The sequence below is a fragment of the Empedobacter sp. UBA7252 genome (assembly GCF_002472765.1).
GTDB classification, from domain to species: domain Bacteria; phylum Bacteroidota; class Bacteroidia; order Flavobacteriales; family Weeksellaceae; genus Empedobacter; species Empedobacter falsenii_B.
On sequence record NZ_DKSQ01000044.1, the window covers coordinates 102226 to 119589 of the forward strand.

At 33.2% G+C, this 17364-nt stretch carries 15 protein-coding genes; 8 read left to right on the forward strand and 7 right to left on the reverse strand.

Annotated features, from left to right (window positions below):
* Nucleotides 1-12 precede the first annotated feature (12 nt).
* The 3 genes from pgmB to B2X73_RS05960 all read right to left on the reverse strand — a co-directional run bounded on the left by pgmB (nucleotide 13) and on the right by B2X73_RS05960 (nucleotide 3203).
* A complete protein-coding gene (gene pgmB / locus B2X73_RS05950; RefSeq protein WP_221853995.1) occupies nucleotides 13-669 on the reverse strand; it encodes a beta-phosphoglucomutase in 657 nt (218 codons plus the stop codon).
* A 5-nt stretch (nucleotides 670-674) separates the two neighbouring features.
* Nucleotides 675-2021, reverse strand: coding sequence for an MFS transporter (locus tag B2X73_RS05955; RefSeq protein WP_038331042.1), 1347 nt, complete (start codon nucleotides 2019-2021; stop codon nucleotides 675-677).
* Between the two features lie 162 nt (nucleotides 2022-2183).
* The gene (locus B2X73_RS05960; protein ID WP_291095997.1) at nucleotides 2184-3203 is read right to left on the reverse strand and encodes a LacI family DNA-binding transcriptional regulator; all 1020 of its coding nucleotides are present in this window, start codon (nucleotides 3201-3203) and stop codon (nucleotides 2184-2186) included.
* A 224-nt stretch (nucleotides 3204-3427) separates the two neighbouring features.
* Here B2X73_RS05960 and B2X73_RS05965 point away from each other — a divergent pair, with 224 nt between their 5' ends.
* The 7 genes from B2X73_RS05965 (at nucleotide 3428) to B2X73_RS05995 (ending at nucleotide 13006) form a co-directional block, all read left to right on the forward strand.
* A complete protein-coding gene (locus B2X73_RS05965; protein ID WP_125349452.1) occupies nucleotides 3428-6346 on the forward strand; it encodes a SusC/RagA family TonB-linked outer membrane protein in 2919 nt (972 codons plus the stop codon).
* A gap of 10 nt (nucleotides 6347-6356) precedes the next feature.
* Nucleotides 6357-7982: a RagB/SusD family nutrient uptake outer membrane protein gene (locus tag B2X73_RS05970; RefSeq protein WP_291095999.1), complete on the forward strand. Its 1626-nt coding sequence runs from the start codon at nucleotides 6357-6359 to the stop codon at nucleotides 7980-7982.
* Between the two features lies 1 nt (nucleotide 7983).
* Entirely contained in the window at nucleotides 7984-9009 is a 1026-nt protein-coding gene (locus tag B2X73_RS05975; RefSeq protein ID WP_125349454.1) for a SusE domain-containing protein, read from the forward strand.
* 88 nt (nucleotides 9010-9097) lie between these two features.
* Nucleotides 9098-11902: an alpha-amylase family glycosyl hydrolase gene (locus B2X73_RS05980; RefSeq protein ID WP_188319574.1), complete on the forward strand. Its 2805-nt coding sequence runs from the start codon at nucleotides 9098-9100 to the stop codon at nucleotides 11900-11902.
* A gap of 366 nt (nucleotides 11903-12268) precedes the next feature.
* Complete coding sequence (locus B2X73_RS05985; protein WP_349678966.1) at nucleotides 12269-12655, forward strand: sialidase family protein; 387 nt, start codon at nucleotides 12269-12271, stop codon at nucleotides 12653-12655.
* Nucleotides 12649-12852 carry a sialidase family protein gene (locus B2X73_RS05990; RefSeq protein WP_225532379.1) on the forward strand — a complete coding sequence of 68 codons (204 nt, stop codon included), beginning with the start codon at nucleotides 12649-12651 and terminating at the stop codon, nucleotides 12850-12852. Before B2X73_RS05985 ends, B2X73_RS05990 begins: the two co-directional genes overlap by 7 nt.
* Complete coding sequence (locus B2X73_RS05995) at nucleotides 12839-13006, forward strand: sialidase family protein (RefSeq protein ID WP_225532378.1); 168 nt, start codon at nucleotides 12839-12841, stop codon at nucleotides 13004-13006. The genes B2X73_RS05990 and B2X73_RS05995 overlap by 14 nt, the downstream gene beginning before the upstream one ends.
* A 53-nt stretch (nucleotides 13007-13059) precedes the next feature.
* Here B2X73_RS05995 and B2X73_RS06000 read toward each other — a convergent pair whose 3' ends face one another.
* From B2X73_RS06000 to B2X73_RS06015, 4 genes are all read right to left on the reverse strand, one after another.
* On the reverse strand, nucleotides 13060-13776 hold the full coding sequence (locus B2X73_RS06000; protein WP_225538918.1) for a TIGR00730 family Rossman fold protein: 717 nt from the start codon (nucleotides 13774-13776) through the stop codon (nucleotides 13060-13062).
* A gap of 70 nt (nucleotides 13777-13846) precedes the next feature.
* Nucleotides 13847-14551, reverse strand: coding sequence for a Bax inhibitor-1/YccA family protein (locus tag B2X73_RS06005; RefSeq protein ID WP_284584249.1), 705 nt, complete (start codon nucleotides 14549-14551; stop codon nucleotides 13847-13849).
* Between the two features lie 59 nt (nucleotides 14552-14610).
* Nucleotides 14611-15297 carry a nicotinamide riboside transporter PnuC gene (gene pnuC, locus B2X73_RS06010; protein ID WP_291060231.1) on the reverse strand — a complete coding sequence of 229 codons (687 nt, stop codon included), beginning with the start codon at nucleotides 15295-15297 and terminating at the stop codon, nucleotides 14611-14613.
* A gap of 82 nt (nucleotides 15298-15379) precedes the next feature.
* Entirely contained in the window at nucleotides 15380-16009 is a 630-nt protein-coding gene (locus tag B2X73_RS06015) for a 4'-phosphopantetheinyl transferase family protein (protein WP_280049879.1), read from the reverse strand.
* 74 nt (nucleotides 16010-16083) lie between these two features.
* Here B2X73_RS06015 and ahcY point away from each other — a divergent pair.
* Nucleotides 16084-17364, forward strand: a 1281-nt coding sequence (gene ahcY / locus B2X73_RS06020; RefSeq protein ID WP_291096001.1) for an adenosylhomocysteinase, incomplete at its 3' end; no start/stop codon positions are given.

Sequence of the window (17364 nt, forward strand, 5' to 3'; positions counted from 1 at the left end):
TAGTTTGTATAATTATTGATTGATTAATTCGACCAAGAAATCCTCTGAGATTTCAGTAAAATTTTTAAAGTTGTATTTCGCTTCATTCAAAACCGAAGCTTCTCCAATTCCGATGCTTGTCATTCCTGCTACATTTGCTGCTTCAATTCCTGCAACAGAATCTTCAAATACAATTGAATTTTCGTTTGTTTGATTCGCTTTTTTCGCTCCAACGATAAAAACTTCTGGATCTGGTTTTGCGTTAGAAACATCGTTTCCATCTACGATATCATCGAAATAATTTAGAATATTAACTTTCTCTAAAATTGGACGTGCATTTTTAGAAGCTGATCCCAAAATAATTGGTTGATTGTTTTCTTTTAGAAAGTTTAAAACGTCCATAACGCCTGGTAAAATTTCAGAATCGTCCATCTTATCAATGTATTCTAAATATTCTTTGTTCTTCTGAATTAACCATTCGTTTTTCTGCTCATCAGAAGCTTCAACATTTCCCAATCCAAGAATAATTTCTAATGATCGCACACGAGAAACACCTTTCAATAATTCGTTATGTTCGTGCGTAAAATCGATGTTTAGATTATTCGCTAATTTTTTCCATGCTAAATAATGGTACTTTGCAGTGTCGACGATGACACCATCTAAATCAAAAATAAATGCTTTAGTTTTCAAAATGATTATGCTTTGATTGGTTCATCCACATCTTTTACGCGCGTTACAAAAAGTGCTGCAATAATTAGCGCAACACCGCTGGTAACAATGGCGAAAATTGGATTATCGTGATATAAATATTTTACAATTGGACCGCCTAACAATGCGTTGACGATTTGAGGCATACAAATGAAGAAATTGAAAATTCCCATGTAAACACCCATTTTTTTCGCTGGAATTGCTCCCGCTAAAATTGCATAAGGCATCGATAAGATACTTGCCCAAGCGATTCCTACTCCGATCATGGAAAGGATTAGTAATTTTGGATCGTGAATAAAATAGATTGAAATTAATCCTAATCCTCCACAAATTAATGAAATAGCATGTGTTGTTTTTCGACCAAATTTTAAGGCTATTGCTGGTAAAAAGAAGGCGAATATTGCAGAAATTCCGTTGTAAACTCCGAAGATAATTCCAACCCAATCCCCTGCTTTTTGGTACGTTTCTGAATGTGTATCACTCAAAGACAAACCGTACACATGATGAGCGATTGCAGGCGTAGCAAATACCCACATACCGAATAATGCAAACCACGTAAAGAACTGTACCAAACCTAATTGTTTCATCGTTTTTGGCATATTCCCAAAATCGGTAAAAATCTGTGTTAAGCTTGCTTTTTCTTCAACAATTGGTTCTCTACCTTCTGCTTTTTCGAAAGCGTCTAATTCTTCTGGCGAATATTCTTTTGTTGTAAAAATGGTAATTAAAACGGTTACAATAATTGCAATTGCTCCAATAATGAATGATAAAATTAAGTGAAACGGAACTTCTCCTTCCGCTGCAATACTTGAAACACCAAACCAGTTGCTCAAAATATAAGGCAACCACGAACCGACAACAGCTCCTAAACCAATAATTACAGTTTGAATTGAATATCCTAATGTACGTTGATCCGAAGGCAACATATCTGCTACAAATGCACGCATCGGTTCCATCGCGATATTGAATGAAGCATCCATTATCATCAAGAATCCAGCACCCATCCATAATGCAGGCATCAATGCCGTAAATGCACCTGCTTGTGGCATTAAGATTAATCCGAAAGAAGCCAATAAAGCTCCTACTAAAAAGTATGGTTTTCTTCGTCCAAATTTAGACCAAGTATTATCTGAATAATGACCAATAATAGGTTGAACAATCAATCCCATTAGCGGTGCAACAATCCAAAACCAAGACAATTCGTGCACATCGGCACCAAATGAACTTAGAATACGGCTCGCATTTGCGTTTTGCAAGGCGAAACCCATTTGAACTCCTAGATATCCGAAACTTAAATTCCAGATTTCAAGAAATCCTAATCTACGCTTTCTCATTATCGTAATTTTTTTATGTATTTTACGATAAGCGTTTTATGCTTATCAAAACTATATTTTTGTAATTTGAGAAGTAAAAATATGTTTTGATTTGTTTACAATGTTAAAACTTTTTTTTGGAATTATTGCAACTGTAACAATTATTTAACCAAAAAAAACTTACTAAATCGTTGTAGTTTCTCTGTGTAATAATTCTGTTCCGACAACTTCGGTAATGTAATGCTCATGCTCGTTTTCTGACTCTAATTTTTGAATCAATAAACGCGCTGCAATCTCACCCATTTTGAATGCATTTTGTTTGACTGTAGAAATGCTTGGAATTGAGTTCTTGGAAATTACACCATCTGTAAAAGCTATTAAATGTAATTCTTCTGGCACTTTGATTCCTTTTTTCAGTGCTGCTCTCAACACTTTTACGGCATATAATTCATTTACTGCCATTACTGCGTCAAATTTATTTTTTTCGAAAAACTCATCAATCATAGTGTCCAACTGACTCTCGTCTTCTACACGCAAAATCAAGTTTTCGTCAACTGCAATTCCATTCGCTTCTAATGTTCTTTTATATCCTTCGGTTCTTAAGCGTCCAACACTTATATAATCTGGCGTTGTGATAAAACCGATTTTCTTGCGTTCTTTACTTATAAAATACTGAATTGCTTCTTGTGTCGCAAGTACATCATCAATAATCACTTTATCAGTATAAACCTCACGCGTTACACGGTCGAACATCACAACTGGCATTCCTTGGTTCATGATTTCTTTGATATGATGATAATCTTTTTTGGCTTGAGTTTCTTTCGAAAGAGAAATCACAAATCCGTCTATACTACCCGCTGCAAGCATCTCCATATTAATCACTTCACGTTCGTACGATTCATTTGACAAACATATTAAGACATTATAACCATATTGATTGGCTAAATTTTCGATTCCACTAATTACCATCGCAAAAAAATCGTGAACGATTTCGGGAATAATCACGGCAATGGTTTTCGTTTTACGATTCTTTAGACTTAATGCTATATTATTCGGTTTGTAGTTGTATAATTTTGCAAATGCCTGAATCTTTTGTTTCGTTACAGCACTAATCTCTTCGCTATTTTTCAACGCCTTAGAAACCGTTGATATCGAAACATCTAACTCTTTTGCAATCTGTTTTAATGTCAAATTCTTTTTCATAATCTTCTTTCTACCTTAACCATCAATCTTATTCTACTAATTTCCGTCTTTTTTATTAAAAATTAACATGCTATAACAATTAATTTAATTATTTATTAACACGAAAACGTTTTCGTTCAACTAGTTAGTGTATTACATACACAATCAATCAATTAAACAACTTATATTTGGTAATGAGAAGTAAAAATATAAATTAATAATTAACGAAACAAAACAAAAAATATATGAGGATTTTAAAACAATCTCTTCTAGCATTAGTTTTATCAAGCCCTGCTATTTTATCTGCACAAACTGCGATAAAAGGAACAGTACAAGATAGCGCTAATAACACGGTTTTAGCTGGTGCAGATGTTTCGAACATTACAACAGGAGAATCGACAGTTTCTGATGAAAAAGGAAATTTTACATTAGAAGCGAACGATGGTGATATAATTGTTATCAGTTTTTTTGGTTATGACGATCAAGAAATAACTTTTGCGGGACAAACGCAATTACAACTTCGTATGTCTAAAACGACAGAAAACTTGAAAGAAGTAGTTGTAATTGGATATGGTACAGCTAAAAAAGAAGATGTCACAGGTTCTGTAAATCAATTAAATTCAGAAGATTTCAACAAAGGATCAATCACTTCTGCGCAAGAATTAATGACAGGGAAAATCGCTGGTGTTGTGGTAACATCTGCTGGTGGAGCTCCTGGTGACGGTCAAAACATTATCATTCGTGGTAATAGTTCGTTATCATTAAACTCTCAACCATTATATGTAGTTGATGGTGTTCCTTTATCTGAAGTAAATATTGGAGGTTCTCGAAATCCTTTGGATTTCTTAAATCCTAACGACATCGAAACGATGACTATTTTGAAAGATGCTTCTGCAACTGCCATTTATGGTTCTCGTGCTGCGAATGGGGTTGTAATGGTTACAACTAAAAAAGGAAAAGGAAAAAAATTCCGTTTTAATTATAATTCAATTACATCAATTTATCAACCAGAAGGTTATATTGATGTAATGAATGCAGATCAATTCCGTGAATTGGTAAAATCTGTAGGAACAGCTGACGAAATTTCTCGTTTAGGTAACGCAAATACAGATTGGCAAAAAGAAATTTATAGAACAGCTGTAGGTTTTGATCACAACTTTAGTGCAACAGGAAATATTGGAGGTAAAATGCCGTCTCGTTTTTCTATTTCTAACACAGATCAAGATGGTATTTTGAAAGGAGATAACATCAATCGTACAACAGCTTCTATGAACTTAAGTCCATCTTTCTTAGATGATCACTTAAAATTTGAATTGAATGCTCGAGGTTCTTATATCGAAAATCAATTTGCAAACAGAGGTGCAATTGGAGCTGCTTTAGAGTATGATCCAACTCAACCAGTTTATTCTGGAGCAAATATATTTGGAGGTTACCACACTTGGATGGACGGATCTGTTAAACACAATTTAGCGCCAACTAACCCAGTTGCATTAATCAACGAAAACAGAGATACATCAGAAGTTCGTCGTTTTGTAGGAAATGCAAAAATGGATTATAAATTACATTTCTTACCATCTGTTACTGCAACAGTTAATGTAGGTTATGATATTTCTAATGCGAATGGACGTAATGTAACAACTGCAAATATGCCAAACTCTTCTTTGACATGGGATGGTTCTAAAACAACATTTAGCGCACAATTCTACAACAAATTATTTGATGCATATTTAACATTCAACAAAGATTTTGGACAACACGGATTAACTGTTGTTGGAGGTTACAGTTATCAATACTTTAATACATACAACACCAATTACGATAGTGAATTAGAACAACAAGGTTCTGATCAATTTACATTCGTAGACCGTGATCACTATTCTTTACTATCATACTTCGGACGTTTAAACTATAATTTTGATAATCGTTACATCTTAACAGCTACTATGCGTGCAGATGCTTCATCAAAATTAAGCCATGACAACCAATGGGGTTATTTCCCTTCTGCAGCTATTGCATGGAATATCTCTAAAGAAGAATTCTTGAAAGGAAGTTCTGTTGTAAATGATTTGAAATTACGTGTTGGATATGGTAAAGTTGGTAATGTGAACGGATTAGGAAACTTCCAATTCTTAACGCGTTATCAAGGATCAGAATCAACTGCTTATTATCAATTTGGTTCAACATTCTATCAAACTTATCGTCCTCAACCATTTAATGGTGATTTAAAATGGGAAATTTCTAGTACATTAAATGCTGGTATTGATTACTCTTTATTCAAAAATAGAATCTATGGTACATTAGACGTTTACAAGAAAAAAACAAGTGATTTAATTGCGAGTGTTTATGTAGATCCATTTACAAACTTTGGAAATATGATCGATAAAAATATCGGTGATATGGAAAATAAAGGAATCGAATTTAGCATCAATGCTGATATCGTAAAAACAAAAGATTTTGATTGGTCTTTTGGATACAACATCGCTTTTAATGATAATAAAATTGTCAACTTACCTACTGATAATTTAACAGGTGGTATCGATGGAGGAACTGGTAACAATATTCAAATTCAACGTGAAGGAGAAGAACCATTTAGTTTCTACGTATACAAACAAATTTATGATGCAAACGGAAAGCCTATCGAAGGAGCTTACGAAGATTTGAACAACGACGGAATCATCAACGAAAAAGACCGTTATATTCACAAAAGTCCTTTCGCAAAAGTAACAATGGGATTCAATACATTCTTCCGTTACAAAAATTGGGATTTAAGTGCAACTGCTCGTGCTAATATCGGAAACTATGCTTACAATAACATGGCTTCGTCTAAAGGTTACAGCAAAAAAGCGACAGGAAATGGTCAAAACTATTTATCTAATGTGCTTTCAAGCTACTACAACACAGGTTTCACAAGTATCACAGAAACTAATTTGTTAAGTGACCACTTTATAGAAGATGCATCTTTCTTCCGTATTGATAACATTACATTAGGTTACAACCTAAAACAAGCAATCAAAGGATTAGATATTCGTCTTTATGGAGCGGTTCAAAACGTAGCTGTATTCACAAATTACAGTGGTTTAGATCCTGAAATTTACCGCGGAATTGATAATAGTTTTTATCCAAGACCGAGAACGTATGTATTTGGTTTAAATGTTAATTTCTAAGAAAACTACAATGAAAAAGATTAAAATTTCAACATATATTTTAGCTGCGGCATTGGCTTTCTCTGTTTCTTCATGTCATGATGATTTAGATTTAATGCCAAATGATCCAGATACTTATACACAATTTGATGTATTCAAAGATGTTGCTACTGCAAAATCTGCTTTAGCAAAAGTATATTCTTCTTTAGCACTTACTGGACAAAAAGGTCCAGCGGGAAGTGGAGATATTCAAGGTATTGACGAAGGTGCTTCTCAATATACTCGTTTAATGTTCAACTTAAATGTATTAACAACAGACGAATCTATTGTTGGCTGGGGAGATCCAGGTTTACCAAACTTGCATGAGATTTCTTGGGGAGCAAGTAACAGTTTTGTTGAAGCGATGTATTATCGTTTAGCACAAACCGTTTCTTTCTCTAATTCATTTATTGCAAACGCTGAAGCTTTATCAAGCACAACTCCAGAAGTGAAAGAATATGTAGCTGAAGCGCGTTTCATTAGAGCATATGCTTATTATAGCTTAATGGATTTATATGCGAATGTTCCGTTAGTAACAGAAGTTTCTTCTGAATTACCGAAACAAAGCAATCGTAAAGAGATTTTCACTTTCGTTGAAAGCGAACTAAAAGCTATCGAAGCTGAATTAAAAGCTGGTCGTACAAACGAATACGGACGTGTAGACAAAGCAGCTGCCGAAGCATTATTATCTCGTTTATATCTAAATGCAGAAACTTGGATTGGTGAAGCAAAATATACAGAATCCATCACTTATTCTAAATTGGCTATGCAAGCTGGATATACGCTTAACATAACTGATGGAAATAAAAATGGTTCTGCTTATGACGAATTATTTTTAGCTGATAACAATACGAATGGCGCGCAGAACGAAGCTATTTTCGTTTTAAATTTTGACGGAAATAATTCTCGTACATATGGAGGTTCTACTTTCTTAGTAAAAGCTGCAATTGGTGGAAAAATGACAGCTGCTGATTATGGTGTAAATGGTGGATGGGGAGGTCCTCGTTCTACAAAAGCATTGGTGAATCAATTTACAGATGCTGTAACAACGAAAGACAGTAACGGAAATCCAACTGCATGGAAAGATAAACGTGCGATGTTCTTTACAGATGGACAAACATTTGAAATTAACAACATAGGTACATTTGGAGAAGGTTATGCTGTTTACAAATGGTCAAATAAACGTTCAGACGGAAAAAGTGCAAACGACGCAACAGGAGAATATGTTGACACAGATGTTCCTATAATTCGTTTAGCAGAAGTTTATTTAAACTATGCCGAAGCTGTTTTACGTGGAGGAACTGGTGGTGATCGTGCAACTGCATTGAGCTTAATCAACGAATTAAGAACTCGTGCATACGGAAATACATCAGGTAATATTACTGACGGACAATTAAACTTAGATTTCATTTTAGCAGAAAGATCAAGAGAGTTGTACTGGGAAGGAACGCGTAGAACGGATTTAATTCGTTTCAGTAGATATACAAATAATTACAATTGGCCTTGGAAAGGAGGCGTTCATAACGGAACTTCTGTAGATGCTACAAAAGCTATCTTCCCAATTCCAAACAATATTATTGTCATTAATCCAAACTTAACTCAAAACCCAGGTTATTAAGATGAAAAATTTTATAAAATATATTTCGTTAGCTTGTGCGAGTATTTTTGCCTTAAGCGCATGTAACGATGATGAAGATATCATCAAATTAGATCCCTCAAATTTTGTTGCACCGAAAGTAGAAACACCTGCTTCATCAACAATTGAATTATTAGAAGAAAATGCTGCAAATACAGCAATGACATTTAATTGGAGTGCCGCAAATTATGGAACAAATACTCCTCCTAAATATGAATTACAAATTGATGTAAAAGGAGATAATTTTGAAAATCATCAAGTTCTTACTTCAACTTCAACATTAACAGCTGATGTTACCGTAAAAGAATTGAATTTAGCAGTTATTGCTTTAGGATTAGAACCTTTTAAAGAAGGAGAAATAGAATATCGTATTGTCTCTACAGTTGGTACTCCTGGTTCTCAACAGTTAATTTCTAATGTCAATATATTAAAAATAACGCCATATCCAACAGATTTATCTACAAATTGGGGTGTTGTTGGTTCTGCTACTCCTAACGGTTGGGACGGGCCAGATGTTCAATTTTGGAAAACTGATGTTACAAATGTATTTGTAGCGTATACAGATTTAAAAGCTGGTGAAATCAAATTCCGTCAAGACAACAAATGGGAGTTAGATTATGGTGGATCTAATGGAAAACTTGAAAAAGGAGGTAAAAACATCGCAGTAGATGCCGGTACTTACAAGATAACTATGGACTTAACAAATCTAACTTATAAATTAGATAATTATTCTTGGGGATTAGTAGGTGACGCTACAGCAAACGGATGGGATGGTCCAGACCAAAAATTGTCTTATGATGGTACTTTAGATGCTTGGACTATTACTACAACATTAAAAGATGGAGAATTTAAATTCCGTTTAAATAATGATTGGGGAACAAATTTTGGTGGTACAAGTAATGCAGGAGAATTAACAGACAAAGACGGTACTAACATCAAAATAAAAGCTGGGAAATATAAAATCACAGCTAATTTCAACAAGAAAACTTATACAGTAGAAGCTCAATAAAATTTTTTCTCATCAACAAATAATTTTTTAAAAGCCATTAAAATTCAATTACGTTTTTTAATGGCTTTTTTCTAAAACTACACAAAACATGAAAAACATTCTATCTATTTTAATGCTTTTAATGGTAATATCTTTTACCAAAGCACAAATTACAACAACTCCTTCACCACCCGAAGCAAACCAAGCAGTTGTAATAAACTTCGATAAAACAGGAACAGGTCTTGCCAATTATTCAGGAGATATTTATGCGCATACAGGCGTAACTATTGATGGAAAACAATGGGAAAATATAATTGAAAGTTGGGGAAATAATACCACTCAACCCAAATTAACTTTCGTTTCTGGATCAACCTACAAATTAGAAATCCCTACATCTATTTATCAATTCTATGGAGTTGATACTTCTAAAAATATTACAGCAATAGATGTTGTTTTTAGAAGTGCAGATGGAAAACAACAAACTACGGATCTTTCTATTTCGGTAGGTTCTTTCAAAGTTACTTTAACTAATCCGCTCGAAAATTCAATTACAAATGTTTCTTCAGGATCAAGTTTTAACATCAAAGCGATAGCTACAAAATCTGCTAATTGGACATTATCTGCTAACGGAACTCAAATTGATGCATTAAATAATTCAACTTCTTTTGATAAAAATTATACCATTTTACAAAATCAGAATTATACATTAAATGCAACTTTTAATGGTCAAACAATAAGCAAATCTTTTACAATTAATATCAAACCAACGGTTAAAGATGTAGCCATTCCATCTAATTTACATGAAGGAATTAATTATTTGAATAATGATTTTACAAAAGCATATTTGGTTTTATACGCTCCACAAAAAGAGTTCATTCATGTAATCGGAAGTTTCAATAATTGGCAACTTTCTGATCAATATGTGATGAATCGAGATACAACTAACAAGGATTTATATTGGATTGAATTATCTAATCTTAAAGCAAGTGAAATCTATACGTTTCAATATCGAACAAGTGATGGAATCAAAACTGCAGATCCTTATTCGACTTTAGTTTTATCGCCTTATGATGATCCGTATATTACCGCAGCAACTTACCCAAATATGCCTGTATATCCTACTGGACAACAATTTGAAGTTTCGGTTTTACAAACAAATCAAGCAAAATACAATTGGAAAGTTTCAAATTTCAATCGCCCAAATAAAGAGAATTTGATGATTTACGAATTATTAATTCGTGATTTCAATTCGACAAAAACATGGCAATCTTTAATTGATGATTTTGATTATTTCAAAAAATTAAACATCAACGCAATCGAAGTTATGCCCGTAATGGAGTTTGAAGGAAATATTTCTTGGGGTTATAATACAGCTTATCATCTTGCTTTGGATAAAGCTTATGGACCAGCAGATAAAATGAAAGAGTTCATCGATTTGTGTCATCAAAATGGAATTTCAATCATTTTAGATGTTGCTTTAAATCATGTTTATGGTCGATCTCCGTTGGTTAGAATGTGGATGAATGATCCCGACAATGATGGTTTTGGAGAACCAACTACTACAAATCCTTATGTTAATCAAACCTCAAAACATAGTTACAATGTTGGATACGATTTAAATCATCAATTAACACCAACTCAAAATTATGTACAACGTACATTAAAACATTGGATTGAAGAGTTCAAAATTGATGGATTTAGATGGGATTTAACAAAAGGATTTACACAAAATTGTACACCTTCTGATGAAACTTGTACAAACGGATATCAGGCTGATCGTGTAGCAATTTTAAAAAAATATGCAGATATGCAATGGACAATTGATCCGAATTCCTACATCATTTTTGAACATTTAGGAAATAATGGTTCAGCACAAGAGGAAACAGAATGGGCGAATTATCGCATTAACGAAGGTAAAGGAATTATGCTTTGGGGTAAAGCGACTAATAATTTTAATCAAAATACAATGGGATATGCTTCGGATAGTAACTTTGATTGGTTGAAGCATACTGTAAAAGGTTTTACGAAAAAACATTTGGTTGCCTACGCAGAAAGTCATGATGAAGAAAGAATGATGTACAAGAATTTACAATATGGTGCATCATCAGGAACTTATAATGTAAAAGATTTAAAAACTTCTTTAGAAAGACAAAAAGCTTTAGGTGCCGTTCTATTTACGATTCCTGGTCCTAAAATGTTGTGGCAATTTGGAGAATTAGGATATGATTATTCGATCAATCATTGCGAAGATGGAACAAATAATGACGGATGTCGCACCAATCCAAAACCTATTCCAAGCGAAATTGGTTACTTAACAAATGCCGATAGAAAATCTGTTTATGAAGTTTGGTCAAAAATTATTGGTCTTAAATTAAACAACAAAGTTTTCGAAACTGATAATTATACAATTACATCTGGAGATTTAAAACCGCGTATTCAGATTACAAATAATTTATTATCGTCGTCTGATTTATATGAGGTAATTGTTATTGCAAACTTCACAACAAGCACTCAAGCAATTGCGCCACTTTTTCCATTTACAGGAAATTGGTACAATTTGATGGACGAAACAACGCTGAATGTCACCAATACAAATTCATCATTTACAGTTAATCTAAATCCAGGTGAATTTAGAATTTTCGGGAATGCAAAAGCAAATTTATCAACAGATAATATTGAGGTTAATTCAGAAAAAATCTCTGTAACTCCAAATCCAGTTTCTTCCTCTTTTTCATTAAATATTAATTCAGAAAAAGTAAAAATTTATGATTTATCAGGAAAGTTGGTCAAAGAATTTTCAGGAAAATTTTCAGCAATACATCAATTTAACATCAAAGAATTACCAAAAGGTATTTACATTCTTGACATTGAAGCTAAAAATCGAAAATCGTCGGCGAAACTGATTAAAAATTAATTTTAAAAAAAGCCATTAAAATTCGTTTTGATGGCTTTTCATTTTCACAAATCGTTGAAAAATCAATAACTTGTCGGTTAATTTACACCATGACAAAAAAGAAAAATTCTACTTGCCATTTTTTCCTTCGCTTATACGCTGGGATTTGCCCAAACCAACAAACAAGTTTTATTTACAATCAAAAATCAATCGGATGTCAAATGTTATCGCATTTAGAGTATCATTACATCAGCAAAAGGAATATTGATTGCGGCAATCGACGAGCGTGTTCCAAATTGTGGCGATTTACTTTACAATCCTAATATCAATATTGTGATTAGGAAAAGTGATGACAAGGGAAAAACATAGTCAGCAATCAAGCGAGTTATCGATTTTCCAGATCAAGAATCTGCTTCTGATGTATCAATGGTTTTGGATGAAAAGACAAAAGAAATTTATCTTTTTTACAATTACATGAATCATAAAATTGCGAAAAATGAATTTCGATTACATTTTGTAAAAAGTGCTGACAATGGAGAAACGTGGTCAAAACCTGTTGATATTACGGACCAAATTACGCCAACGGAATGGAAAAAAGATTTTAAATTCATTACTTCTGGTCGTGGCGCATACACAAAAGAAGGTTGGATTTTGAATACATTGGTTCGATTGAAAGACGGTGTTTACGTATTCGGAAGTAAAGATCATGGAAAAACGTGGGAACGAATTTCGAGTGTTGCAGAAAAAGCTGACGAAACAAAAATTGGATGTTAAATGCGCGCATTCAAAATGCTGGTTTCCGTAAAATATTTATCTCAAAAGATCAAGGAAAAACATGGACTTCTAAAATGGATGAACAATTAATTGATCCAACTTGTAATGCTTCGACATTGGTTTTAGGAAAAGATATTGTGTTTAGTAATTTGCATGATTCAAAAGATAGTCAAAAACCTGGGATTGAAAGTAAGTAGAGATCAAGCGAAAACATGGAATTTTTTCAAAACTATAGAACCAAATTCTTCGGCTTATTCCGTTTTAACGAATATATCAAAAAATAAAATTGGTATTTTTTATGAAGCTAATGATTACCAAGATATGGTTTTTGAAGTAGTTGATTTAAAATAAATTCAATCATAAAAATATAAAAAACCTCATCAAATGATGAGGTTTTTTGTTGCTTAAAAATTAAGCTTAATATTATATTTTTCGTAGAAATTCTCGATGTGAGCAACTGCTTCTTCTGCTGTATCAACCAAACGGAAAAGATCCAAATCTTTCTCAGAAATATAACCTTCTCTCAAAACTGTTTCTTTGATCCAATCAATTAAACCTGACCAATATTCAGTTCCAACTAACACAATTGGGAAACGACCTGTTTTCTTTGTCTGAACTAAAGTTAATGCTTCAAACAGTTCATCTAATGTTCCGAAACCTCCTGGCATTACGATGAATCCTTGAGAATATTTTACAAACATCACTTTTCGAGCAAAGAAATAATCAAAATTTATTTCATATTCACGGTCAATATATTTGTTCAATTCTGTCTCGAAAGGCAATGTAATTCCTAAACCAACAGATGAGCCTCCTCCTTTTTGAGCACCTTTATTTGCAGCTTCCATAATTGCAGGTCCTCCTCCTGTAATAACACCAAAACCTATTTTAGTTAATTGATAGGCAATTTCCTCTGCTAATTGATAATAATGATTTTCTTTTGATGTACGTGCCGAACCAAAAATAGAAACACAAGGTCCAATTTTTGACATGGCTTCATAACCATTTACAAACTCTGCCATAATCTTGAACAATGCCCAAGAGTCATTTATTCTAATCTCGTTCCAATCTTTTGGTCGAAACGGAGATTGTATTCTATCTACTTCTTTTTCTTTATTTGTCATAGTATTTTAATAAAAAGAACCGTAACAAAAATGCTACGGTTCAATATACAAATTTATTGTTTGTTTCTGTTTAATCTCTGCTCATAAAAATTCTTAAAATATACCAGAATAGTAACATTAATGATGCAAATAACGACAATGCTGCTGCAACATATTGTTGTGTTCCGAACTCATATTTTAATTGGTGAGTGTTGTACAAAATTGCTCCACCAGCTAAGGCGCACATTCCAACTGAGAACCATAATCCTAGATCGAACCCGAATAACATTCCTGCAATAATCAATCCAATTGCTAAGAAAAATCCTATAGTTAATGCTCCTCGTAAAATAGAGAAATCTGCTTTTGTTAAAAATACAATAGCTGATAATCCTACAAATAATCCTCCTGTTACTACAGCTGCTTGTTTTATAACGTATGTTCCGCCATAATACAATGCGATGTAAAGCATTGGAACAAAAATTAAAGCTTCTGCAATTATATACAATAAGTAACCTAAGTATTGTTTTGATTTAGAAATCGAACCATAAGCCATTTTTTGTGCGACCCAAGTAACTCCCATGAAACCTGCTAATAAAATAAGCCAAAGATATCCAGAAGTTAAACTTAACATAAAGCTTACTAATGCTTCTGATTTTAACATCAAAGATTCGATTAAAACAAATACTAAAACTCCTCCTGCAACGTGTCCGTAAGTATGTTTATAGAAATTTGCCCTTTCTACACTCGTTGCCTCTGCAACCAATTGGTTTTGTTGATATACGTGTTGATCTTCCATATTTTTTTAGGTAAAATTTTTGATAAATAATTAATGCTAAAATAATAAAATAAACTTATTTACTCGCTCACTATTTTTTGGTAATTTTTAATAGATTTAATCCAATCAATTAGTCCAATAATCGATAAAACTAACAAAACAATATACTGAAATGATGTAATCACAGCTCCTTTATGAATCATCAGTGGAATCATCACCAAATCACCAATTATCCAAAAAAACCAATTATCAATTTTTCGTCTTGCCATCATCCACATCCCAATCAAAAAGATGGCTGTTGTCGATGCATCTATAAAATCTATTTGAGTATAATGAAATTGACATTGATTGATAAAACTTGTGTCAAATCCATTCTGAATAACTGGACGGAAATAATAAATCGTCAGAATAAACAGAAAACTCAATGCAAACAAAATCGTTGCATACAAATATTCTTTTTTCGAAGCCCACGAAACATCGACATGTTTATGATCTTCTTCAAGATTTTTTTGCCACAAAATCCAACCATAAATCGCCATTGAAGTATAGTAAACATTAATAATTGTTTCACCATATAATCCCCAATTAAAAAATAAATAAATGAAAATAAATGTTGAAATAATTGTAGTTGGATAAACCCAAATATTGCGTTTGTAGGTATAATAAACTGAAATAATTCCGAAAAAAGTTGCTATCGTTTCGAGCAAGATATTCAACTTAGAATAGGTTTTGTAAGGCGCAAGGATATAATCAATAAAATCGTTCATTCTTAAGTTGTGAGTTGTGAGTTAAAAATAATTCATTCTAAATCAAAAATCTAAATTCGTAATTCTAATTTTAAACTTCGACTTATTCATAATCCAACACCCAAACCAAATAATATTCACCAATCATTTTATAGAATGCATGATATTTACGAGATTTCACATCATCCGAAATCCAACAAATAAATTGTTTATTTTCTATTAATTCAAATTCTTCTGCACGATAATGATTCAGAAAATTCCAAAGATTTCCACCATTCAATTTGTACAAACCTTCTTTCATTCCCCAAATTACATGCAAATATTCAGTTTCATGTTCTTGCGGAATCCAAGCGATTTCATCTGGACGCGCAAATTTGTGTTTAATGTTTAAAATTTTTCTTGGTCGAGCCAATTCAATATCTATCCCAATATTATATTCGCTCACGCCAACAGAAACCAATCCATAGGAATGCGTGATAGAAATTTCTTTATTTGTAGGTAAAAAAGGTTTTCCTCTTTCGTCATAATTTACATCATAATCCAAGTCCAATTTCTTTAGACAAGCGCGCAAACCAAGATATTCTCTCGCCTGTTTAGGTCGAAGATTATTATATTTTTCTATTCTATAGTCCTCTAAATGAAGATATTCTAATAATTCTTCATTCGATTCTGTTACATTCCACGTAATAATGCGGGTATGTTTAAAATCGTTAATATAATCGATAACGGGCATTTTATTAATCGAAATTTGTTTGTAAATTTGTTCCTTATAAACTTAAAAAAAAAGTTAGTTAAATATATCAATTGATGGATACAAAAACGCAATACATTCCATACAAAGTTAAAGATATTTCTTTAGCTGAGTGGGGAAGAAAGGAAATTACGTTGGCTGAGGCAGAAATGCCTGGGTTGATGGCTATCCGTGAAGAGTACAAAGCTGCTCAACCTTTGAAAGGTGCTCGCATTGCAGGTTGTCTACACATGACAATCCAAACTGCAGTATTAATCGAAACGTTGGTTGCTTTAGGAGCTGATGTTACATGGTCGTCATGTAATATTTTCTCTACACAAGATCACGCTGCTGCTGCAATAGCTGCTGCTGGGATTCCTGTGTATGCTTGGAAAGGGATGAACGAAGAGGAATTCGATTGGTGTATCGAGCAAACATTATTCTTCGGAGAAGATCGTAAACCATTAAACATGATTTTGGATGATGGTGGAGACTTAACGAATATGGTGATTGATCGTTACCCAGAATTGGTTGCTGAGATCAAAGGATTATCAGAAGAAACAACTACGGGTGTACACCGTCTTTACGAAAGAATGGAGAAAGGTACATTGCCTATGCCTGCAATTAACGTAAATGACTCTGTAACAAAATCTAAATTCGACAACAAATACGGATGTCGTGAATCTGCAGTAGATGCTATCAAACGTGCTACTGACTTGATGATCGCTGGTAAACGTGTTGTAGTTTGTGGATTTGGTGATGTTGGTAAAGGTACAGCGGCTTCTTTCCGCGGTGCTGGAGCAATTGTTACAGTAACTGAAATCGACCCTATTTGTGCTTTACAAGCATCTATGGAAGGTTACGAAGTAAAAAAATTAGATACAGTGGTTGCAAACGCTGATATCGTAATTACGACTACTGGTAACTTTGGAATTGTACGTGCAGAGCATTTCGAGAAAATGAAAGACAAAGTAGTTGTGTGTAACATTGGTCACTTCGATAACGAAATCGATATGGCTTGGTTAAACGGAAACTACGGAAACACGAAAGAAGAAATTAAACCACAAGTTGACAAATACAACATCAACGGAAATGACATCATCATTTTGGCTGAAGGACGTTTAGTTAACTTAGGTTGTGCAACAGGACACCCTTCTTTTGTGATGTCAAACTCTTTCTCTAACCAAACTTTAGCTCAAATCGAGTTGTGGACAAATTCATCAGCTTACAAAAATAAAGTATATACTTTACCGAAGCATTTAGATGAAAAAGTTGCAGAATTACACTTAGCTAAATTAGGAGTAGAATTAGAAGTTTTATCTCAAGAACAAGCAGAATACATTGGTGTAACGGTTGAA